We start from the raw sequence: 21392 nt of genomic DNA on the forward strand, positions 1-21392 counted from the left end.
TTGATACTCGCAGCTCGCGTGCTATTGATGCGTGGCATCCATCGTGTAGCGATTCTGCTAATTCGTACTCTATAGGGCCAATGAGTAGGCGCGCGGCGTACATCGATGCAGGGTCTTTGTAGTTTGGGTTGCCCAAGCGGCGTCAATCGCAGTAGAGATCGCAAAAACAGACTACTCGTTTTCGATTTTTTCGATTAGCATTGAGGCATGTCCGCATCTACAGCAGTTCCCGTGACATTCGTACCCCCCGACGAGTCGGAGGCTCTCGCGTCGGTCTCACGCATCCTCCACGGTCACGACATGCCTGCGCTCGTAGGTCCCGGTGGGGAGCAGATCACTTTGCCGTTGAATGTCTTCGAGATCCTTAAGGACGTCGTAGACGCAATGCAGCAGGGGAAAGGCATCACAGTAGTGCCGCGAGACACAATCATGACAACACAGCAAGCCGCAGATTTCCTCGGGATTTCGCGTCCAACTCTTGTTGGACTACTCGAGGACGGGCAGATTCCTTACACGAAGCCAGGTCGGCATCGTCGGGTACGTCTTGCTGATCTCGACGCGTTCCAGCGCCGTCATGCGACTGAGCGCCGCGAGGCTCTCGACGCACTAACCCGCGAAGCGACCGGGGGGCCCTTGACGACCGGGTTCGTCAGGACACGGTAGAACAGCTGATGTACTCAGCCGTGCTTGACGCATGCGTGCTTATTCCCTATCCATTGTTTGACGTTCTGCTGCGCTGCGCCGACAAAAGCATGTACCGTCCACTATGGTCCAACGACATCCTCGAAGAGACCGAGCGGAACCTCATCAAACATCTGAACCTAGATTCGGAGAGGGCCGCTAAACGTGTGAAAACGATGCGGCAGGCCTTCCCCGATGCGACGGTGACCGGCTATGAAGGCTTGATCCCTGCGATGACCAATGACCCCAAAGACCGCCACGTACTGGCAGCGGCTGTACGTGCAAACACAGGGCTGATTGTGACAGCAAACATTAAGGACTTCGCGCCGGAGCACCTCGAGCCGTACGGGGTTAAGGCAATCCACCCCGACGAGTTTCTGCTGGATCTGCTGGACCTTAGCCAGATTGCAGTGGCCCAAACATTGCACGAGATGCTGGCCCAGAATGCTGGGCCTCCGACCAATGCGCTCGAACTTGTCACAACACTCGACGAGACGGTACCGAAGTTTGCTGCCGAACTCACGGCGTTACTCAGGTAGCCACACCTCCCGCACGAGACAGCCAGTCAGGGGTGGAGAGTAGCGTTGGAGTATGAACTTGCTTTTGCTCTCCATCAACAGCGGCGCGGTGCCGGATTTCTTAGCCCAGTGCACGGGCAAGCAACCTCAACACATCCGCATTGGGTACATCACGGACGCCGCCGAGGGCATGCCGTTTGCCGCTATTGAGCACGAAGGCGTCGAAGCGTTCGGCTACAACGTCATTGACATATGTGCACGTCGTTCCACCGTTGAGGATTTCGCAACCCTGCTGGACACACTCGACGCCATCTACGTGGCAGGCGGCGAAACTTTTGTGCTGCTCGAAGCACTACGCTCGAACGGCACAGGTGACGTACTCGCCGACCGAGTGCGAGCAGGGTTGCCCTACATCGGGTGCAGTGCTGGCTCGATCATTGCAGGGCCGACAATCACCCCTGCCGAACTGATGGACGACCGAGAAAGCGCGCCAGACCTGCGAAGTGACGAGGGCCTGAACCTCATCGACAACGTCGTGATCCCACACGCAGACGGCAACCTCCCGCCCTACCCGCCGGAACTCATCAAACGCATCGTATCCACCTACGGCGACCGTTACCCGCTACTCACTCTGCGCGACGACCAAGCACTATGGGTCACATCTGACACTTCGAAAGTCGTCACATCGGCATAGGCAAAGCGCTCTAGCGTCGCCGCCGATAAAGCCAGGCAACAAATGGCACGGGGGCAAGCATGTGGACTGCCGGCAGTGCTCCGCCGTTCTCCAGCCACATTGCTGGTCCTAGCTGTAACGTCATCAGCTCAAAGTTGGCGTCACCGGGCAGCGGAAAGGACATCATCGCCCAGGCAACAAGGCATACCGTCGTCACCGTGAATGCAAGTACTGCACCACGTTGGAATTGTTTGTTCGCACGCCCCACACCAACCAGCGACACCCACAACACACCCCACCCAAGCACAGCTAACATGGCGAAGCTCAGCCACGGGGTCCTCGGCGGTTCAATTGAAGCGGCATTGTTTTGCCAGTCGAGGACAAGACCAACCTGAGCAGCTTCCGCCTGAAGCGCGAAATACCCTGCAAGGGCAATAAAAACGGCGGCGGCAATGATGCCACTTGAAACACCTAGGATCAACGATCGCAGCGTTCCCGCGCTTCGCGAGGTCTCGACACTCTCGCCCTCCGTCGGCTGACCGTTGCCTGCCAGATCAAGACGACTCGCCCCAGTCATGCTGAAACTCGGTAGAACACAACACATTCCATGGCTGAACAAACGGTCATACTCGTCATTAATTTCTCCAAAGGTATTTTCAGTTTCTCTTCAGAATATAGCCATATGGAAACTTGGCGTCAAGAGTCCGATATCAGCCATTAGGAGTTTCATGGTGCGCTCGGACAACTGAGGATCACTATCGCCCTTCTCTGCTTCCCAGTTTCTCCACCCTCCACAGGCAGCCCGAGCTCGTGGTTTAGGTGGTGGCTCGTCCTGAACACATCGCGTTCGTGGGGCCCAACCACGAACTCACGGCCTTGACCACGAAGTCACAGCAGAAGTGGAGTTTGGCGGACAGGGAATCTCCACTCAGCCAGGCGGATAGAGCGCCGCGCCACAGCCAAGCCGATCGGCGGACAGTCGTCACCTTCAAGGTTGCAGCGGCTAACGGCACCTGGTTTTGAATCGTCCCCTTAGGGCGAATGAGGCTTCTTAGCTGACTCCTCTTCTTGAAGGCCTCATTTCTAAGAACGCTCCTAGGTTTTGAACGCAATAGACGCCCGGCCACAACGCCCTACATCAAACCTTTTGCCCTGGCCATGCCGCATATATGTCGAAATCTCTCTCTCTAGATGGAACTAGATATCCGTTATATGGCATACAGGTTCTTTCTGAATACTCTATCTTCTATAGCCATAACGATATTACATACTGTCACCTCCTATCACAGAGTAATATCTCCAACGCGCAGAAACTTAATTTTACATATATGGCTGTTTATAGATTGAAACTCTGATACCCTCTGATAGTCCGATCACACACTTCAGAAGGTTGAAAGCCGTGAAGCGCAAAAAACACCACTTGCTGGTTTCACTCTTAACCAGTTCTTGGTCCTATCAGGTTTGACTCCGGTCATCGCAAGCGAGAGCACCCCTCAGCAGGAGCCGCCGCTTGATGCCACTGAACAAGAAATATCCGATTTCATGGAAGAGAACGACTTAGAACATTTCTCTCGTGATTATGAAATCGAAATGCCCAAATATTCCGATGACACCATCATCATCATCATTGATGACAGCGACGACGACAGCATAGAGTTTCTACCGCCAGTCATCACCGACGTTTTCGAACCCGAAGAAGAGGAGTCTTTTTCCACGCTCGCCATTGGACGAGGCTCCGTTTCAGGGAAAGTGGTCGTTACTAGGAGTGCGAGTAACGGGTTGTATGAGAAAGCAAACGTTTCTGGTAATTACAAGTCAATCGCCAGTGTGGCTTTGGGGTTCGTCAAAGGAATTACCGCTACGACAGTAGGCACAGTTTTATCCGTCGTGGGAATCACCGCCTCCGCCACGACCACGGTCAGAGCCAAAACATTCGTGTCATACCGCTATATCTACCGTGACGGGAAAGGTCGATGGTCATCTGACCCCAACAAAGCAGGTTATTGGCACCTCGGCTACAGAACAGGCCAACTTGAGACCTTTAAGCACATTTGGGGCGCTAAACAGAATAAGACGACCAAAAAATGGACGACGAAATCGTATGACTACAAAAATGCATCGAAAGTTGAAAGATCGCCAAATTACAAAAAATCCGATGCTTGGCTAATCAAGAAGGCCGTTAGCAACGTCACAGCCAAAACCTCGTACAACGAGACATCTTGGTAGCCGAAAATAGCACTATGTTACATTCTATGGCAACCAAGGGAATTGCAGCGCTTCTTGTAAGCGTGTTCATACTCAGCAGCTGCGCGAAAAACGAAGAGGTGCAACCTCAACCCTCCTCAGGCTACAATTCCGGCACAGATCTTGCTGTGAGTGAGGTCTTCACAATCACCACCTACCCTGCTGTAGTTGAACAAGATGGTGGTGACCTCCGACTTGTCTATAGGGTTGATGTTGGAAATGCAACAAAGGATGCAATTCCTAATCTCAACGCACAGATAAGCCCCTCTGCGGCTCTCGACCAGTATTTAGCTGCTGGCATACACCCCTCACCAGAAACTGATTTCGATATCGCACCAGACAGCAAGGCGGATGGCGATCTGGGACCTGAGGAGGGGCGGGGAATCGAGATCAATGACTACCGTTTGCTCAGCGATCCTCAGTTCATAGACGATGCCGGATTGGACTACAAGAACATCTTGAATCTGGGCTCTGAACTGACTCTCACGCTAAAGTGGGATGATAAGGAGGAGGAGCACATAGTAGACATTGAAGTCACGGATCCTGATAATTTGCTTCCTTAAAAGTTGTAGGTGGGATACACAAACGTGCGCATCCCACCTACAACTCTCCTGACCAGTTGCGCCGCGGGCGCGTTAACGGTTGAGTTAGACCAGTACCCTCAGACCCCCAGGAGTGAACATGACGGACTGGACATCAGACCGCAGTGACAAGGCAAGCACCGGTAACACCGGTCACGACGCAAGCACCCCCGGGACAGGTCGCGCTAGTTCACGCAAACCATCCATTGGTGCGCTACTTAACCAAATCACGGAACAGTTCTCGCGCCTCGTCCGGGCTGAACTGGAGTCCTTTAAAAAGGAACTCACCACCAAACTGACGCGCTCAGGAATCGGCATTGGGTTGTTCGCCGCAGCCGGAGTGCTCGCACTCTACGGCCTTGGATTCCTGCTGTACTCGATCACCGCCGCCATTAGCCTCGCCCTTCCAATGTGGGCATCGGCGCTGATCGTTGCAGGTAGCTTGTTCCTGATCTGTGGCATTCTGGCATTCGTTGGGAAAAAACAACTGGAGCAAGGCACCCCACCTGCACCAACCGAAACCATCGCCAGCGTCAAGCAAGACATCAAAGCCGTGAAAGAAGGACTCTCATGAGCCGCAACCCCTCAGACGACGCAGCCGAAGCACGCGAAGAACTCGCCTCCCTGGTTGACGAACTCATGACCCGCCTCTCCCCCAGTTCCCTGGCCGCACAAGCCGGTGACACAGCGCGGCAAACCGGTGAAGACATCAAAGAATTCGTCACGACCCGCGACATCTCAGGCGACACCGACGGTTCTCGGGCACGCAACGTCAAGATCGCACTTGGCGCAGGGGCCGCAGCAGTTGGTCTAATCGCACTGAAAATCATTCGAAAGTAGCTTGGGGAGTCTCGCCGCACTCTCGTTTTCATTTCACTAGTGTGATGATTCACCCCTCACGAGGGGCCGCCCCTGAGGTCATTGGCATCACACCCATTGGCGTTTCAACTAGTTTCCACCGCAAGGCTGCCTTAAGACATCGGCCAGCCAGCGGATAGCACGATCATTGGATCCTAACGAGCCCGCAATACAGCCAAAAGTTACATCTGTACCAGCACTGACAGGGGTGCAATCTAAACAACAATGAAGGTCTCCATGGCTTTGTCGAGACATTCAGCGAAGGGTTGCTGTTGGTCGGACTCGAGCCACGCAAGCCGAGCAGCCTGCATACAGGCAAAAGCTGCGCCGACAATGGCTGCGGGCCGTGGATCGATTGGGGACGCTCCGACACTGGGGAGTCTGCTTGCAACACGCCCAACGAGTAGTTCCTGCACACGCTGCATCTTCTCTAAATAACGCGCATTCAACTGGGCGCTGCCACGCACGATAAGTTCCATTGCATCATTGCGCGCCCTCGTGTAGTCATCTTCCACATAATCCACGGTGATATCGAATACTCGCCGCAATGATTCCCATACTGGCTCATCTGCTGGACGTGCATCAAGGGCTTCGGCAAGCCGATCGCCGAAGAGGTCATACTTACCGATAACCAGGTCATCTTTCGAGGAGAAGTAACGAAAGAAGGTGCGCTTAGACATCCCAGCGGCGGCGGCAATCTCATCGACAGTGGTCTTCTCATAACCGCGCTCTAAAAATAAGTCTTGCGCAACAGTGGTGAGCTCAGTCTGTGCAAGACGGCGTGTTCGCTCGCGAATGGACTGCGGAATCTTTTCAGTCATGTCACCATCATACTCCCGACGACACTATTGACACCCGGTGTCATGAATGACATATAGTTACTTCAGTGGCGTCGACTGACACCACCCGACCGAGGAGCAGCACAATGAGCAAAGTTTGGTTCGTCACCGGTTCATCTAAGGGATTCGGCCGAGAGTTCGTCCTGGCCGCACTGGAACGCGGCGACAAGGTCGCAGCGACTGCACGCAACACCGACACGCTTTCAGACCTGGTCGCGAAGTACGGTGATGCTGTACTTCCGATCAGCCTCGATGTGACCAACCGCGACCAAGTGATCGCCGCTGTGAAGTCCGCCCATGAGACCTTCGGGCGTATAGACATCGTGATCAACAACGCGGGCTATGGACTCTTCGGCGCGGTGGAGGAGATCACCGACCAGCAACTGCGCGACCAGCTCGAGGTTAATCTGTTCGGGGTGTTGCATGTCACCCAGGCCGTCCTGCCGATCCTACGCAAGCAAGGCTCTGGCCATATCATTCAGATCTCTTCCATCGGTGGACTCGTCGCATTCCCCAACCTTGGCGGCTACCACGCCTCCAAGTGGGCACTCGAAGCGCTCTCTGATTCCCTCGCCCAGGAAGTCGCCGGGTTCGGCGTCAAGGTCACTCTCGTTGAACCCGGCGGGTTCGACACCGACTGGTCCACAGCGTCCGCCGTTGTCGCTGACGCACAGCCGCAGTATGCCCCGTTACACGAAGGAATGGCCGCTCAGCGGGCAAACACCGTCCAGCCCAAGCCCGTTGGCTTCGGTGCCGCGATTCTCAAGGTTGTCGACGCTGAAACCGCGCCACGTCGCGTATTCTTCGGTGAAATGGCCACTCAGATCGTCCCACACATCCTCAACGAGCGCCTCGCCGAGTTGGCTGAGTGGGCTCCCGTGTCCCTGCTCGCAGAAGGCAAATAGCATCATGGCAACCATTAAGACAGTCCTCATTACAGGCGCATCCGACGGACTCGGCGCCGCATCCGCCCGTCAACTAGCGGCTCGCGGGCACCGTTTACTCATCACCGGACGTTCAAAAGAGAAACTTGACGCGGTCGCACGCGAAACCGGCGCGCGGCCGTTCATCGCCGACTACACCCGGCTCAACGATGTCAGGCGTCTTGCCGACGAGATACAAGCTGAGCTCAACGGCACCGGGCTAGACGTGCTGGCAAACAACGCCGGTGGCCTGTTCGGCGACACGACCAAAACCGTCGATGGTCACGAAAAAACCTTCCAGGTCAACCACCTCGCCCCATTCCTGCTAACCGAACTCCTCCACGACGAACTTAGGAGCAATGGCGGAGGCAGCGTGATCAATACCTCCAGCGTGGGCAACCGGCTGTTCGGGAATATTGACCTCGACGACCTGAACAATGACAAGAAATTCAACGCAAATAAGGCATACGGAGATGCAAAGCTCGCCAACATCCTCCATGCGCGCGGAATCCAAGCCCGCTACCACAACCAAGGCATCTCAGCCGTAGCGTTCCATCCGGGCAACGTCGCGACAAACTTCGCCTCGGACACCACGAGTTTCATGCGTTTCATCTACCAGACGCCACTGAAACGGCTCAACCTCATCAGTGCCGACAAGGGCGGGGCGAACCTGACCTGGTTCATAGAAGGCACCTCCGGAGTTACCTGGGAGCCAGGCGCCTACTACAACCAAAGGAAACCCACAACAAAGGTCAACCCGCAAGCACTCGACGACACCCTCGTTAACGGCCTCTGGCAACGTAGCACCACCCTCGCAGGAATCGCATAGCGATGGAAATAACCCAAACCATTATCACGGTCATCTTAGCGCTACTGCTACTGTCGACCGGATCCGGCAAACTCGCTGGCCTCGCATCATCGCACCAGATCCGTGACGCCCTGCACGTCTCGGCGCCCGTGTGGAAGATGATTGGGGCCTTCGAAATCGTCGTCGTAGTCGGCCTTGTGGCTGGCGCATGGCTACCGCAGGTCGGCCTGTTCGCTGCCGTAGGGGTCATCCTGGTCATGATCGGTGCGATCACGACCAGGATGCGAGCAGGCGGTAGCCAGCGCAATGCTGGGGTCGCCGTCGATATTGTGATCCTTGCTCTCGGAATTACTCTCATGCTCATCGGAATCAACCAGTAATCACACGCACCACAGCCCCCTCACCAGCGGTCAATGAACACGCAGAGATGCACATAAACCTCCGCACAGCAGCTACCTTCCCCATTCCAGGCATGTCAGGCGCCTAGGTAAGGTTTTCAAAGATGACAGGTTGCTGCTGTGCAGAGGTTCGGTCGACCGAAGAATGGGTGACAGGCAGGTTCTCACCCCAAAATCTGTAGCTGCAACTCGATACTCTTGTCTTGGTGGTCTACAGTGTGGTGCGCGAGGCACCACATGCCCGCTGTGTAGTCTGAGGACTTCAACACCGCGGTTTCAAACTTTCCATGTGGAAAAGACCTACGGTTTATCAGCAAGCGTGAGCTAGATTGTTAATGTCACGCTTGTTGAAAGGCTTAACAGTGCTCACGTTCGTTATTGTCGGGACCATCGGTCTCGCACTTCTTATTTTGTCGATGCTCCTCGGAGAGCTCATCGACTTCGCTGATGGTCTCCTGTCAGGGACCACCCTGGGTGCCGGCTTCACTGTCTTTGGTGCCGTTGGTGTCATCTCCACTTCCTTAGGTCACGGTTTAGGGACCACACTCGCTTTTTCAAGCATCGCCGGTATCGCTTTCCTGTTCATCGTTAACCTCTTTGTGAAGCGCCTCCGCGACACAGAAGATGGTGTCCGCACCACAGTGGTGGGAATGCAAGGACTCAGCACCACAGAAATCACCACCGCCCGTGGTGAGGTTGCCCTCGATGACCCCTTGGAACTTGAACGCCGCCTCGCGTGGTCGCTGGAACCTATTCCCGCTGATACGCGCATCGTTGTGGTGGAGCAAAGTGGGTCACGTGTTCGCGTTGAACCTGCCGTATACCCCCAGCCTGACGCGTAAAGCCCCCAGCCTGCACATAGGTTTCCCCACCCCCACATCTAACGTTCATCACTGAACATCACCGCCACCCATCAGAAAGGGCCGCCCTCACAAAGGGCTATCTCATGGACGAAACGTCATCCATGCCGGTCATTATCGCGATCCTCGCGCTAGTAATCGTCTTGTTCTCCCTCGTTGGTTTTATCGCGAAGCGTCTGCGTCGCGTCCCACCAAACGAAGCGCTCATCATCGTGGGGCGTGGCGCTGGCCGCACCGCTTCCGCTGACTCCACCCAGCGCGTCGTTATCGGTGGGCGTGTCTTTGTGTGGCCTGTTCTGCAACAGGGCTTCGCTATGTCGCTGGAACAGCGCCAAATTGGTATCACCGTTGAAGGTGTGGACAAAAACCGCATCAAGATTGCCATCAAGGCGTCCATCAACTTCAAGGTTCGTGGAGACGAAGAGGGCGTGCGACGTGCCGCTCAACGCTTCTTGTCCCAGCAGGAACTCCTCACCGAGATCATCAAAGAGTCACTCGAAGGGTCACTGCGTTCCATCGTTGGTGACATGAACATCGAGCAGATCATCTCTGACCGTAAGGGTCTATCCGACCGCGTGGTGGATTCCACCAAACTTGACCTTGCTGAGCAGGGTTTGCAGGTTGACCTTCTCAACATCTCTGACATCTCCACCCCAGGTTCGGACTACCTGACCAACCTTGGGCGTGCAGAATCAGCACGTGCCCGCCAGGTCGCTGAGGTTTCTGAAGCGGAAGCCAAGCGCGCATCCGAGTTCGCTGTCATTGAGGCCGCTGAGCAGATCGCTGAACGTCAAAAGGCACTTGACCTGCGTAAAGCCTCCATCAAGGCTGAAACTGACCGGGCTAACGCTGAAGCTGAAGCATCTGGTCAACTAGCTCGCGCTGAGCAGGACCGTCTCGTGGCAACACAGCAACGTGAAGCTCTTTCCGAGCAAGCGAAGGTTACAGAAGAAGAGCTCGACATTTCGGTGCGTAAGCCAGCTGAAGCTGACGCTTACGCCAAGGTGCAAGCAGCAAACGCTAGCCGTGACGCAGCAAACGCCAACACAGAAGCTGAGGCATTCAAGCGCACCACTATCGCTGAAGCGAATAAGACTGCTGCGATCCAAGACGCTGAGGCTGCCGCTGAATCAGTGCGTCGCCAAGGTGAAGCTGAGCGTGACCGTCAGGTTGCTCTTGCTGTAGGTATTAAAGCTGAGGGTGAAGCACGCGCGTTCGCGATCGAAGCGGAAGGTCGCGCTGAGGCTATCGCAACCGACGCTAAGGCTGAGGCACTGCAAAAGTACGGCGAAGCTGCACTGGTCCAGGAACTCATCGAGCGTTTGCCGGAGATTGTCCGCGCCGCTGCCGAGCCAGTTGGCAACATCCAGGGCATGACGGTCATCTCCACCGACGGCGCAACAGCCGTGACCAAGAACGTGACCAGCGTGTTGGCCGAGGGTCAGCAGGTCATCAAGCAACTCACCGGTGTTGACATCGCTGATTTGCTCTCAAAGGCTGCGCACCGCACTGACGAGGTCACCCCTGGGAAGTAAAGCTCCCTGGGTGCCTTAGGAGCTTCATTGCTCTCAGTGCTTTCAACGGGTGAGGGCTTCACTGCTTTGATGCAGTGAAGCCCTCACCCGTTTGTGCGTTGTTCACGCTGAAAAACAGCCAGATGCCGTACTCACGCACGCATCGGCGTCACATTGCGCAGTAAGGCTATTTAGGCTGCGCTGGAGGCTGAGGGGGCACTCTGTGGTGACACTGGTGAAACTGCCGTCACCGCGGATGCAGGTGATGGTGGCGACGCAGGTGATGCAGGTGATGGAGGTGATGCTGGCGACGGTGCTGACTGAGGTGATGCTGGCGACGGGGCTGACTGAGGTGATGCTGGCGACGGGGCTGACTGAGGTGATGCTGGCGACGGGGCTGACTGAGGTGATGGAGGTGACACTGGCGATGGCGCTGACACCGGTGTAGGCGTTGACGTCGCACTCGCGGTCGACGGAGCTGTTGCGGTGCTCACCGTTGACTGTGTGCTTTGCACGGTGACTGTTGTGATGGTTGAAGCAGGGGCCGTGAGCGCAGGTGAGACGCTGCCGTTTGCAGTGGTAGCGATAGCAGTTGGCGTGGAACGAGCCGATTCCTCAATGGAATCCTGAACAGTGGTTTCCTCAGGCTGGAGGGAGAGCCCACCGCTTGCCATCGCCACGCTGCCGGTTACCGTAGCCACACCCAATGCGCCGGTCAATGAGTACAGGGTACGTGCCTTCATGATTACCACCTCTGTTTCGTTGAGCATGCCTTACTTAGTAGATCGTCTGAATGGCAACGTTTCTTAAGGCATCGAGGAGAGGAACATGCGGGTCTACTCACTTACTCACGCATCGGGTCGCGGCGAGAGACTTATTGGGCTAATAGCGACCTTTTGATGGGTTGAGTTCCACCGATGAGGCCCTCAGCAACGGCGAGACGCTGCCGTGCCGCGAACTTCCAGTGTGGGTCCTCTTCATCCCTAGCGCCTGCAATTAACGACAGCACAACGGATGCTGAGCGCGCATACAGCCCTTGCGGGTCGATGGAACGGGCTGCGAGTTCGGAGGAGAATTCTGTCAGGTAGTAGCGCACAAACTCTGGAACGTGGGAGTACCGTTGGTCCAGGGTTGGCAGCACTGCTAGGTGGCCGATGAAACAGGCGAGGTCGTCGATCAGGTAGCCCGGACCGGCTGAGTCGATGTCGATGATTCCGGTGATTTTGCCGTCGCGGACAAAAATGTTCGCTTCATAGAAGTCGCCATGGTTGGCCACAAGCGGGCCGCGGTGAGCAGTTTCGAGCACGGCGTTAATTTTTGCCATGAGCCCTTGGATGCGCCCTGTTTCTTCTGGCAGAGCGGTCTCAGCTGCGTGGGCATACCATTCGAGGCGGTCTGTCCACGCTGGGCGGGCTGGCGCTTCCATGAGTTCGGTGGGGAACCCGGAGAGCACTGCGACAATGTCCGCGCCTGTGACAGGCGGGGTGCGTCCGTCCATGATGGCCTGAGCCATGGGCATTCCAGCTACTCGCTTAATGGCAAGGACGTCGCGAACGGGGTCGCCAATGAGTTCTGGAACAGGTGTTCCTGCTTCTGCGAGCACTTTATGTTTTTGGGCGAGGAGGTCCGCGTCTTTGCGGAGTACCTTGAGGAACACCTCGCCAAGTGGGTCATCAAAGGTTGCTTTGAGGACGGCTCGTCGCAGTGGCCGGTAAGCCAGTGTTTCAAGGTTCAGTAGGTCATAACGGCCACCCCAGGTGGCTTGGACGGACTCTGGGACCGATGCGAGGGGCAGGCCGGGCAGGCCTGGGTCGTTGGGGTGTTCCCAGAGGTGGAGTACACCGATGGGGCTCTCTGTGCGTAGAACCCGGGGAGTTCCGGGGTCAACACTTTCGGTGGTGCAAATGAGGTATGCAGGTTTTGTGACCGTGATGATTTCAAAAAGACCTGATACCCCAGCTCCTGGCCGGTGGTGGAGTTCGATCAGTGATGCCTGACCGATGTAGCCTGCTTCGGCAGCCACGGAAGCAACAAGCTCGGCGATCTGCAAGGACGAGAAGTACGCGACTTGGTCTCGTTCACTTGCTTGGGCGGTTGACGGATCCATGGTTCCCTTTTCTCTGTGGAGTTCCATTCCAGCGAAGATCTTCATCACACGCAACGCGAAGCGCCCGCCGTGACCGGATAGTGATGCGGCGCTCACCACATTTAGGTCTGCATGGGAGGTTTCACTTCGGTTGTTCACAAGAAAAGTGGGGCCGCCGATTAATCGGCGGCCCCACTTTTTCGACGAAGTTCTACACAGTAGCTGTGTAAATTACTCCGACTCACCCTTGTAGAACGGAAGGTCCTCTTCGGGGATCATCATTCCTGAGTTTTCGAGCAACTTCTCAACTTCGGACTGCTTGTAGCGGCGGTGTCCTCCGAGTGTGCGGATGGAGGAAAGCTTTCCGCCCTTTGCCCACCGGGTAACCGTCTTTGGGTCTACACGGAACATGCTGGCAACTTCAGCCGGGGTGAGGAGCGCTTCTGGTTCGCCTCTGTTTACTGTCATGGTTGTACCTTTCCACGCATTGATCCGGCTCTGTCGATTTAGAGCTGCGCGATCAGACCAGTGCGATTTTTCCATTATTCCAGCGCCTTGCGCGCAAGGTTCTGCCAAGAGGGGTGAAATATCTCACACACCGCTACTGATCCTATCAAATCTGGACACATAGAACAGGGTTTGGGGTTCAGCCGGCAGAAAAACCCAAGAATCAAAGTGGTAAGTTGAGGCCGTTTCCATGTACCGTTATCACACGAACAGATTTATTTGACTCACGGGGCCGCACCTCTGGCTGCCGCCCCGATTCTACGTTGAGGGGGTCGGAGCCATGGGCCGCGGCCGTCAGAAGGCTAAGCAAACTAAGGTTGCCCGGCAACTGAAGTACTTCAGCCCTGATACCAACTACAGGGCACTGGAGCAAGAGCTCCGGGGTGAAGTCGCCACAGAGCCACGGATAATCAGCAACGACGACTACTCAGAAGAGTATGACGACGATCCGTACGTTGGCTGGAAAGACGAACGCTAACCACAGCCAATAGTGGTCCTCCCCCGCGGGGTCCTCTCTTGGTGTGCGAGAGTCACCCGTAGTATTGAGTGAGAGTTGGACGAGGTCTCTCGATGGCATGCCATCGAGAGACCTCGTCCTGTAATAAGGGTGTCAACGTTGCGGCGTTGATTCGTGAACCGACATAGTTAAAAGGGGCTGGTGACCACTCAGACGAGTGGTCACCAGCCCCTTTTGCGTTGCGTGGTTTCTTAGCTCTGGTACTCACCGTTGAGCGCCACTCGCCCACCGGTGACACCCTTTGCACCTGAGAGCACCGTAGCGGCGCTTGGAATGGCCACTGCGTCATCGTGAGCCACGGTTCCTAGTATCCACCCGGCGGTGCCTGCTTCAGCGAGCAGTGCCAGGGTTTTGTCCACGGCATCGGCGGAGACGATCGCAACCATACCCACACCAAGGTTCAAGGTGTTCTCCAGGTCACCCCAGGGCACAGATCCCAAGGACTGCATCACCTGAAACACGGGGGGCACGGTCCAGCTGGAACGGTCCACAGTTGCGGTTAACCCAGCAGGAATGACGCGCGCCAGGTTTTGGCCGAGCCCACCACCAGTGACGTGCGAGAACGCTTTAATGTCCGCGCCCAATGCGTCTGCGATCTCGAGGCACTGGCGGGTGTATAGACGAGTTGGTTCGAGTAGCTCTTCACCCAAGGTCCGCCCAAAGTCATCTACGTGTCGGGACAGTTCCCACCCTGCGTGGCGGACAACTGCACGCACGAGGGAGTACCCGTTGGAGTGCAACCCCGATGAGGCCATACCAATGACAACATCGCCACTCGCTACCCGGTCAGGGCCAAGTAGCCGAGAAGCCTCAACGACACCTACGGCAGCACCGGCGACATCGTATTCATTTTCTGCAAGCAGCCCTGGGTGTTCAGCGGTTTCGCCGCCAACCAGTGCGGTTCCGGTTTCCTCACAGGCCAATGCGATTCCGCGCACAATGTCCGCGATGCGTTCAGGAACTACCTTGCCCGTCGCGATGTAGTCAGTCATGACGAGTGGACGTGCACCACACACCACAATGTCATCAACAACCATGCCCACCAGGTCAAACCCGATGGTGTCGTGCTTGTCGAGTTGCTGAGCGATAGCGACCTTGGTGCCCACCCCATCGGTGGACGATGCGAGCAGTGGGCGCTCGTAATCCTTCAACGCTGACACGTCAAAAAGTCCGGCAAACCCGCCAACCCCGCCAACTACCTGGGGCCCGTGGGTCCGTGCCACAGCGCTTTTCATCAGTTCAACGGCACGATCTCCTGCCGCTGTGTCGACTCCTGCGCCTGCATAGGTGATGCTCTCCGACACGGTGTTCTCTCCAGTGGTTATGGGTGGTCTAGGGCCGTGCTGGCGCCCTGAGAAACGTTGACGGACTGTAATCCATCCTCAGGTGCGCCGAGCGTTGAGGATTCCAGCAGGTGCTTACCCAGCGCTGATTCCTCGGGGAGGGGGATGGGGTAGGTGCCGTCAAAGCACGCCGTGCAGAGACTTTCGCGTGGCTGTTCCGTGGCCTTAATCATGCCTTCTTGGGAGATGTACCCCAAAGAATCGGCGCCCATTGACTTCGCGATTTCTTCGCTGTTGAGTCCGTTAGCAATAAGTTCAGCCCGGGAGGCGAAGTCAATGCCGTAAAAGCATGGCCATTTCACAGGTGGCGCGGAGATCCGCACATGAACTTCCGCAGCGCCAGATTCGCGCAGCATTCGAATCAACGCTCGCTGAGTGTTCCCTCGCACGATGGAGTCATCAACAACAACAAGCCGTTTGCCTTTGATGACGTCGCGCAATGGGTTGAGTTTGAGCCGGATACCTAGTTGACGCAGGGTGTCAGAAGGTTGGATGAATGTTCGCCCCACGTAGGCGTTTTTTGTGAGTCCTTGCCCGAAGGGAATCCCTGATTCTTGGGCGTATCCCACCGCTGCGGGGGTGCCTGATTCTGGCACTGGTATGACCAGGTCAGCGTCGACGGGGTGTTCTTTAGCCAGTTCGCGCCCCATTTTGACGCGGGCGGCGTGGACGGAACGCCCGGCAATGGTGGCGTCTGGACGTGCCAGGTAGACGTACTCAAAGACGCAACCGGCGCGGTCAACGGGGGCGAAACGCACGGAGCGCAGCCCAGATTCGTTGATGATGATCATTTCGCCCGGTTCAACTTCACGGACGTAAGAAGCACCCACGATGTCTAGTGCTGGGTTTTCTGAGGCGACTACCCACCCGCGCTCTAGGCGGCCAAGGACCAGGGGGCGAACACCTTGCGGGTCACGTGCTGCGTACAGGGTGCTTTCGTCCATGAAGACCAGGGAAAATGCGCCACGTAACCGGGGCAGAACTTCCAAAGCCGTGTCTTCGAGGGTTTGGCCTTCTGAGCCGTGAAGGAGCGCTGTGACGAGGGCGGTGTCAGTGGTGTTCCCGCGGGCAAGTTCACCGCGGCGTTGTGCGCCGTAGCGTTCTTCAACGAGTTCAACAAGTTCTGCTGAGTTCACCAAGTTACCGTTGTGGCCAAGTGCCACGGTGCCACGCGCTGTTGCCCCGAGAGTCGGTTGCGCGTTTTCCCAGGTCACTCCACCTGTGGTGGAGTACCGGCAGTGCCCAACGGCTAGGTGTCCGGTCAGCGCATTAAGCGCTGTTTCATCGAAGACTTGGGATACCAGGCCCATGTCTTTGTACACCAAGATTTGCTGACCGTTACTGGTCGCAATTCCGGCTGACTCTTGGCCACGGTGCTGGAGCGCATAGAGTCCGAAGTAGGCCAATTTGGCCACTTCTTCTCCAGGCGCCCAGACTCCGAAGACACCGCAGGCGTCTTGGGGTCCTTTTTCGCCGGGCATGAGGTCATGGTTGAGCTGTCCATCTCCGCGTCTCGCCACAACGCCATTGTTTCACATGGGCTCTTGGTCCCGGTGAGCAGACCACCTGAGGGACCTCCCTCAGCAGGCATACTTACTTGTCGTTTTGTGCACGTTTAACGCTTCGAGCATCGAGAACTGTCGCTAACCAGCCGCTGGAAAGAACAAATACTGTGGTGATCGCCACTGTTGTGATGACGATGGAGACCCACCGGTTGGTCGCCTCCGGCTTGGACAGGGAAAACCCGGCAATGAACCCCAGCACTACGCCGAGCACTGCACCTACTGTAAAAAATGCACTGAGTCGAGGCGCTCGACGGACTCGCGCATCCACGGCGTTCGCTTGGATGTACTGCTCATCAACCAAACCAGTGTCATCTAACCCCGGCTGCACTGGGGAATCGGGCTGAAGCAGGCCAGGCGCCGCCAACGGAGTGTCATGAAACGCTGGCTCATTCCGTGGGTCCAGGGTCTCTTCTGGGGGCACATCGTGAGTTGGGTGTGCCGCTGGGTCTGGGGTCTGAGCGCTGCTGCTTTTGTCGTCCACCCTGCCAGTTTATCGACCCGCGCTGCCGATGCTCGCGCTAGGCGTATCGCGCTTGTCACGTTGGCAATGTGACGCAGTGTTAAGCCGCCTGCGTTACCTTGTCTCGCTCACCAGATCCCTCTTCGTCATGGCGTTCGGGGCGCCTAGCCTTGTGCTTCACAGGGGTCACTATGCCCACCGTCAGCCACCACCACACAGGGAGGGAAGCACATGCGCACATTCGCCCGCTCACTGGCTCTGGCAGCAGTAATCGCCACGGCAGTGGCTGGTTGCGCCCCTTCCCCTGTTACAGGAGCAACCGCCGCCGGAACCCCCGCCACGGAGCTCACCCTGGTTGGTTTCGCGGTACCCAAAGCAGCTCACGATGCCGCCCAAGCCGCCTTTGCGCTCACCCCCGATGGTGCAGGGGCCGCGTGGGGCACGTCCTATGGGGCATCGGGAGATCAAAGCAGAGCAATTGCTAGCGGTTTACCAGCCGACATTGTTCACGTGAGCCTCGACGATGACGTCACTCGTCTTGTTGACTCCGGTGATGTTTCTGCCACCTGGGCTGATGCCCCACACGGCGGGATTCTGTCACATTCCGTGGTGGTGCTGGTCGTGCGGGAGGGAAACCCGAAAAGTATCACCGGGTGGGATGATTTGTTGCGTGATGACGTCAGCATCATCACCCCCAACCCTGGGTCTTCTGGGTCAGCGCGGTGGAACATTCTGGCTGCTTACGGCTCGGTTCTGGCCAACGGTGGCACCCGAGAAGACGGGCAAGACTACCTCCGCGGTTTCTTCGCGAACGTGGCCTCACTCCCAGGATCAGGGCGTGATGCCACTACCGCATTCACCGCAGGCACCGGCGATGTTCTTATCTCCTATGAGAACGAAGCTATTTTGGCTCGTCAACACGGTGAACCACTCGAATACGTAGTCCCTGCCACCACGTTGCTCATCGAAAACCCTGGGGTTGTCACCACAAACGCACCGCAACAAGCTCAGGACTACCTCGACTTTGTTCGCTCCCCTGACGGCCAACGCATCTTCGCAGCATCAGGTTTCCGCCCCCTCGACGACGCACTGAGTGTCGAGAACATCCCTGGCGCAATGAACCCAACCGATCCCTTCCCCCAACCAACAACATTGCAAACCATCACCGGTGATTTTGGCGGGTGGGAACAGGTGAACGCCACGTTCTTCGGTGACGACGGCTTGGTCACCGCCATTCAAAACGAGGCGGGAAAAAACTGATGCCCACCATGACCTCAACCCCACCCAATACGCCGCCAGCACCTAACAACCACGCATCACAACGGTCACAGCGCCAAACACAACGGCGCATCCGGCGTGCCGCCCGTGCCACTGGGCGCCCTCTCACCAGGTCCTCCAGTGTGGGGTTAGGCATCGCGATGATCTGGTTTTCCGCGCTTGCCCTACTCCCCCTGTCAGCCATTGTGTTAACAACCGTTGAAAACGGGTGGGAAAAGTTTTGGGGCACCATTACCGCACCTCAAACACTTGCAGCACTAACCCTGACAACCTCCACAGCCCTGTTGGTTACTGCCTTTAACGTGGTGATGGGCACAGCGATCGCCTGGGTGCTGGTGCGAGATAAGTTCTTTGGGAAACGCCTCCTTGAAGTTGTCATAGACATTCCCTTCGCTTTGCCAACAATCGTGGCAGGGCTGGTTTTGTTGTCGCTGTACGGGCCAGGTTCACCACTTGGGGTGAACATCGCGAACACGCGCATCGCCGTTGGGTTGGCTTTCCTTTTTGTCACGTTGCCGTTTGTGGTGCGCACCGTGCAACCGGTTCTCGCCGATCTCGACAAAGATGTTGAAGAGGCAGCCGCGTCATTAGGTGCCAGCCGGGCAACAATATTTCGCCGCATTATTCTGCCGTCACTTGCACCAGCCATGACTGCTGGTGCCGCGCTGTCATTCGCTCGAGGTATCAGCGAATACGGCGCGCTGGTGTTGCTATCAGGGAACCTCCCCATGAACACCGAAGTTGGTTCCGTGCGCATTCTCAGCTACCTAGAAAACGGTGACAACGCAGCTGCGGCTGCTGTTGCGACGATGCTTTTGATGGTTTCTCTCGCTGTGATCGTCGCGTTGGACCTCGTGCAAAGAAGGGTTGCTCGCCGTGGGTAGTAACCGTGCCGTGAAGATCACCGTGCGCGTGATCGTTATTGCGTACCTGTTTTTTCTGGTCGGCTGGCCGGTTTCTTTGGTTGTGCAGAACACGTTCGCCGATGGGTTCACGGCGTTACGCATCGCGCTTGCCGACCCCTCTGTGGTGTTTTCCTTGCAACTCACGGTTGCTGTTGCCTTGCAGGCTGTCCTGATTAATACCGTGTTTGGGGTGGGGATTTCCCTGATTTTGGTGCGCTACGACTTCCCCGGCAAACGCCTCCTCAGTTCCCTGCTTGACCTTCCGTTGTCGGTGTCTCCCGTGGTTGTTGGGCTTGCGTTGATTCTGGTGTACGGGCCGCGTGATTCTTGGTTTGGGCAATGGTTGACGGAGCACGGCATTGACGTAATTTTTTCTCCGTTGGGAATCATCATGGCGACCGCCTTCATTTCACTGCCTCTTGTTATTCGTGAGGTTGTGCCTGTTTTGACGGAGCGCGGCACTGATGAGGAACTTGCTGCGGCAAGTTTGGGTGCTGGCCCGGTTCAAACGTTTTGGCGCATCACCTTGCCGGCCATTAAGTGGGCTGTGGTGTACGGGGTTGTGTTAACGCTTGCCCGGTCTTTGGGGGAATTTGGGGCCGTGAAAATCGTGTCTGGGAACCTTGAGGGCCGCACTCAAACTGCGACGCTCCTGGTTGAGCAGACCTACCAAGACTTTGAACAATCCACCGCGTACGCTACGGCGTTTTTGCTTGCTGCTGTGTCGGTGGCGTGCATCGTTGTGGTGACGTTTTTACAGAAAGATCACGCGTCAGCTGGACGAGGAAAAGGCACATCATGAGTATTGAAGCACGCAACGTTTCCAAACGATTCGGCGACTTTGTTGCCCTTGATGACGTGTCTGTGTCCATTCCTACGGGCAGGCTCACCGCCTTGCTTGGCCCCTCAGGTGGCGGCAAGTCGACGCTACTGCGGATTATTGCCGGGCTGGAAACAGCGGATAGCGGTTCGGTGCATATTGCTGGGGACGATGCCACGAGCCTGCCGCCACAGCGCCGTAACGTGGGGTTTGTGTTTCAGCACTATGCGGCGTTTAAGCATTTGAGTGTGGCCCGTAACGTGGCGTTTGGTTTAGAAATCAGGAAAACCTCCAAAGAGGAAACCGCCGAGCGCGTCAATGAGCTTCTTGATCTGGTGCATCTGCGCCAGTTCGCTGACCGTTTGCCGTCTCAGTTATCTGGTGGGCAACGCCAACGTATGGCGTTGGCGCGGGCGTTGGCTGTCCAACCCCGGGTGCTTCTGCTTGATGAACCTTTCGGTGCACTCGATGCGAAAGTTCGTAAAGAACTGCGCGACTGGTTACGCCGCCTTCACGACGAAATCCCCGTGACCACAGTGTTTGTCACCCACGACCAGGAAGAAGCCCTCGAAGTTGCCGATGACATTGTGGTGATTAATGAGGGGCGGGTTGAACAAATTGGTTCTCCTAGCGCCCTGTATGACCAGCCTGCTAACGAGTTTGTGATGGGCTTCCTTGGCCCAGCGACTCGTCTTGGTTCGGAACTGGTGCGCCCGCATGACATTCACATTGTTTCTGACCTGCCACCAGAAGAAGGTTTCTACCCTGGTGTGGTGGCTCGCGCCGCACGGGTGGGTTATGAGGTCCGGGTGGATGTCATTCTTGATGACTCCCTACAGTCCTCCCCCGTACATGTCACGATGTCCCGGGCTGAAGCCCACCCGTTGAAGTTGGATGTGGGGTCACGGGTGTGGTTGCGCAAACCAGCAGGAGCAACGGCACTGCCGCTGGGTGTGGACGCCGCTAACGCCCCACACCCTGGTGCGGGACCCATCGCGCATTACACGATCTAAA

General features: G+C 56.6%; 25 protein-coding genes. 18 read left to right on the forward strand and 7 right to left on the reverse strand.

What is annotated here, in order from left to right:
- Window positions 1–231: 231 nt before the first annotated feature.
- The 3 genes from G538_RS16470 to G538_RS0111415 are packed head-to-tail and all read left to right on the forward strand — an operon-like array spanning window position 232 to window position 1893.
- Window positions 232–663, forward strand: a complete 432-nt coding sequence (locus tag G538_RS16470) for a helix-turn-helix domain-containing protein (RefSeq protein WP_169514120.1) — start codon at window positions 232–234, stop codon at window positions 661–663.
- Between the two features lie 8 nt (window positions 664–671).
- Window positions 672–1220, forward strand: a complete 549-nt coding sequence (locus G538_RS0111410) for a PIN domain-containing protein (RefSeq protein ID WP_035834246.1) — start codon at window positions 672–674, stop codon at window positions 1218–1220.
- 52 nt (window positions 1221–1272) lie between these two features.
- Complete coding sequence (locus tag G538_RS0111415) at window positions 1273–1893, forward strand: Type 1 glutamine amidotransferase-like domain-containing protein (protein WP_029069416.1); 621 nt, start codon at window positions 1273–1275, stop codon at window positions 1891–1893.
- Window positions 1894–1903: 10 nt separating this feature from the next.
- Here the strand turns inward: G538_RS0111415 and G538_RS0111420 are convergent, their stop codons facing one another.
- The gene (locus G538_RS0111420; protein WP_029069417.1) at window positions 1904–2449 is read right to left on the reverse strand and encodes a hypothetical protein; all 546 of its coding nucleotides are present in this window, start codon (window positions 2447–2449) and stop codon (window positions 1904–1906) included.
- An 884-nt stretch (window positions 2450–3333) separates the two neighbouring features.
- Between G538_RS0111420 and G538_RS0111425 the strand changes: the two genes are divergently transcribed.
- The 4 genes from G538_RS0111425 to G538_RS0111440 all read left to right on the forward strand — a co-directional run bounded on the left by G538_RS0111425 (window position 3334) and on the right by G538_RS0111440 (window position 5537).
- Complete coding sequence (locus tag G538_RS0111425; protein ID WP_157544462.1) at window positions 3334–4098, forward strand: hypothetical protein; 765 nt, start codon at window positions 3334–3336, stop codon at window positions 4096–4098.
- A gap of 26 nt (window positions 4099–4124) precedes the next feature.
- Window positions 4125–4679 (forward strand): hypothetical protein, encoded by a 555-nt coding sequence (locus G538_RS0111430; protein WP_029069419.1) that lies wholly within the window; start codon window positions 4125–4127, stop codon window positions 4677–4679.
- A 118-nt stretch (window positions 4680–4797) separates the two neighbouring features.
- On the forward strand, window positions 4798–5271 hold the full coding sequence (locus tag G538_RS0111435; RefSeq protein ID WP_029069420.1) for a phage holin family protein: 474 nt from the start codon (window positions 4798–4800) through the stop codon (window positions 5269–5271).
- A complete protein-coding gene (locus tag G538_RS0111440) occupies window positions 5268–5537 on the forward strand; it encodes a DUF3618 domain-containing protein (protein ID WP_029069421.1) in 270 nt (89 codons plus the stop codon). The genes G538_RS0111435 and G538_RS0111440 overlap by 4 nt, the downstream gene beginning before the upstream one ends.
- 233 nt (window positions 5538–5770) lie before the next feature.
- Here the strand turns inward: G538_RS0111440 and G538_RS16475 are convergent, their stop codons facing one another.
- Window positions 5771–6376, reverse strand: a complete 606-nt coding sequence (locus G538_RS16475) for a TetR family transcriptional regulator (RefSeq protein ID WP_035834247.1) — start codon at window positions 6374–6376, stop codon at window positions 5771–5773.
- 104 nt (window positions 6377–6480) lie between these two features.
- Here G538_RS16475 and G538_RS0111450 point away from each other — a divergent pair, with 104 nt between their 5' ends.
- The 6 genes from G538_RS0111450 (at window position 6481) to G538_RS17495 (ending at window position 11345) form a co-directional block, all read left to right on the forward strand.
- Complete coding sequence (locus tag G538_RS0111450) at window positions 6481–7299, forward strand: SDR family NAD(P)-dependent oxidoreductase (protein ID WP_029069422.1); 819 nt, start codon at window positions 6481–6483, stop codon at window positions 7297–7299.
- A 4-nt stretch (window positions 7300–7303) separates the two neighbouring features.
- Window positions 7304–8146 carry an SDR family NAD(P)-dependent oxidoreductase gene (locus G538_RS0111455; protein ID WP_029069423.1) on the forward strand — a complete coding sequence of 281 codons (843 nt, stop codon included), beginning with the start codon at window positions 7304–7306 and terminating at the stop codon, window positions 8144–8146.
- A gap of 2 nt (window positions 8147–8148) precedes the next feature.
- On the forward strand, window positions 8149–8505 hold the full coding sequence (locus G538_RS16480; protein WP_035834248.1) for a DoxX family protein: 357 nt from the start codon (window positions 8149–8151) through the stop codon (window positions 8503–8505).
- Between the two features lie 353 nt (window positions 8506–8858).
- Window positions 8859–9365 carry an NfeD family protein gene (locus G538_RS0111465; protein WP_245566857.1) on the forward strand — a complete coding sequence of 169 codons (507 nt, stop codon included), beginning with the start codon at window positions 8859–8861 and terminating at the stop codon, window positions 9363–9365.
- Window positions 9366–9469: 104 nt separating this feature from the next.
- The gene (locus tag G538_RS16485; protein WP_035834249.1) at window positions 9470–10918 is read left to right on the forward strand and encodes a flotillin family protein; all 1449 of its coding nucleotides are present in this window, start codon (window positions 9470–9472) and stop codon (window positions 10916–10918) included.
- 214 nt (window positions 10919–11132) lie between these two features.
- Window positions 11133–11345, forward strand: a complete 213-nt coding sequence (locus tag G538_RS17495; protein ID WP_157544464.1) for a hypothetical protein — start codon at window positions 11133–11135, stop codon at window positions 11343–11345.
- 426 nt (window positions 11346–11771) lie between these two features.
- Here the strand turns inward: G538_RS17495 and G538_RS16495 are convergent, their stop codons facing one another.
- Both G538_RS16495 and G538_RS0111490 read right to left on the reverse strand, forming a co-directional pair.
- Window positions 11772–13100 (reverse strand): phosphotransferase, encoded by a 1329-nt coding sequence (locus tag G538_RS16495; RefSeq protein ID WP_157544466.1) that lies wholly within the window; start codon window positions 13098–13100, stop codon window positions 11772–11774.
- A 114-nt stretch (window positions 13101–13214) separates the two neighbouring features.
- Window positions 13215–13451 carry a BldC family transcriptional regulator gene (locus G538_RS0111490; RefSeq protein WP_029069426.1) on the reverse strand — a complete coding sequence of 79 codons (237 nt, stop codon included), beginning with the start codon at window positions 13449–13451 and terminating at the stop codon, window positions 13215–13217.
- A 319-nt stretch (window positions 13452–13770) separates the two neighbouring features.
- Here G538_RS0111490 and G538_RS0111495 point away from each other — a divergent pair, with 319 nt between their 5' ends.
- The gene (locus tag G538_RS0111495) at window positions 13771–13968 is read left to right on the forward strand and encodes a DUF3073 domain-containing protein (protein WP_029069427.1); all 198 of its coding nucleotides are present in this window, start codon (window positions 13771–13773) and stop codon (window positions 13966–13968) included.
- Between the two features lie 230 nt (window positions 13969–14198).
- Here the strand turns inward: G538_RS0111495 and purM are convergent, their stop codons facing one another.
- The 3 genes from purM to G538_RS17500 all read right to left on the reverse strand — a co-directional run bounded on the left by purM (window position 14199) and on the right by G538_RS17500 (window position 17396).
- Window positions 14199–15311 carry a phosphoribosylformylglycinamidine cyclo-ligase gene (gene purM / locus G538_RS0111500; protein WP_029069428.1) on the reverse strand — a complete coding sequence of 371 codons (1113 nt, stop codon included), beginning with the start codon at window positions 15309–15311 and terminating at the stop codon, window positions 14199–14201.
- Window positions 15312–15328: 17 nt separating this feature from the next.
- A complete protein-coding gene (gene purF, locus G538_RS0111505) occupies window positions 15329–16870 on the reverse strand; it encodes an amidophosphoribosyltransferase (protein ID WP_029069429.1) in 1542 nt (513 codons plus the stop codon).
- A 73-nt stretch (window positions 16871–16943) separates the two neighbouring features.
- Complete coding sequence (locus G538_RS17500; protein WP_029069430.1) at window positions 16944–17396, reverse strand: hypothetical protein; 453 nt, start codon at window positions 17394–17396, stop codon at window positions 16944–16946.
- 210 nt (window positions 17397–17606) lie between these two features.
- Here G538_RS17500 and G538_RS0111515 point away from each other — a divergent pair, with 210 nt between their 5' ends.
- From G538_RS0111515 to G538_RS16505, 4 genes are read left to right on the forward strand one after another with little or no spacing between them, the layout of a single operon-like run.
- Window positions 17607–18635: a sulfate ABC transporter substrate-binding protein gene (locus tag G538_RS0111515; protein ID WP_029069431.1), complete on the forward strand. Its 1029-nt coding sequence runs from the start codon at window positions 17607–17609 to the stop codon at window positions 18633–18635.
- The gene (gene cysT, locus G538_RS0111520) at window positions 18635–19537 is read left to right on the forward strand and encodes a sulfate ABC transporter permease subunit CysT (RefSeq protein ID WP_245566858.1); all 903 of its coding nucleotides are present in this window, start codon (window positions 18635–18637) and stop codon (window positions 19535–19537) included. Before G538_RS0111515 ends, cysT begins: the two co-directional genes overlap by 1 nt.
- Window positions 19530–20360 carry a sulfate ABC transporter permease subunit gene (locus tag G538_RS0111525; protein WP_029069433.1) on the forward strand — a complete coding sequence of 277 codons (831 nt, stop codon included), beginning with the start codon at window positions 19530–19532 and terminating at the stop codon, window positions 20358–20360. The genes cysT and G538_RS0111525 overlap by 8 nt, the downstream gene beginning before the upstream one ends.
- The gene (locus tag G538_RS16505) at window positions 20357–21391 is read left to right on the forward strand and encodes a sulfate/molybdate ABC transporter ATP-binding protein (RefSeq protein ID WP_035834251.1); all 1035 of its coding nucleotides are present in this window, start codon (window positions 20357–20359) and stop codon (window positions 21389–21391) included. The genes G538_RS0111525 and G538_RS16505 overlap by 4 nt, the downstream gene beginning before the upstream one ends.
- Window position 21392 lies beyond the last annotated feature (1 nt).

Origin of the sequence: Jonesia quinghaiensis DSM 15701, from assembly GCF_000423205.1 — a bacterium.
GTDB classification, from domain to species: domain Bacteria; phylum Actinomycetota; class Actinomycetes; order Actinomycetales; family Cellulomonadaceae; genus Jonesia; species Jonesia quinghaiensis.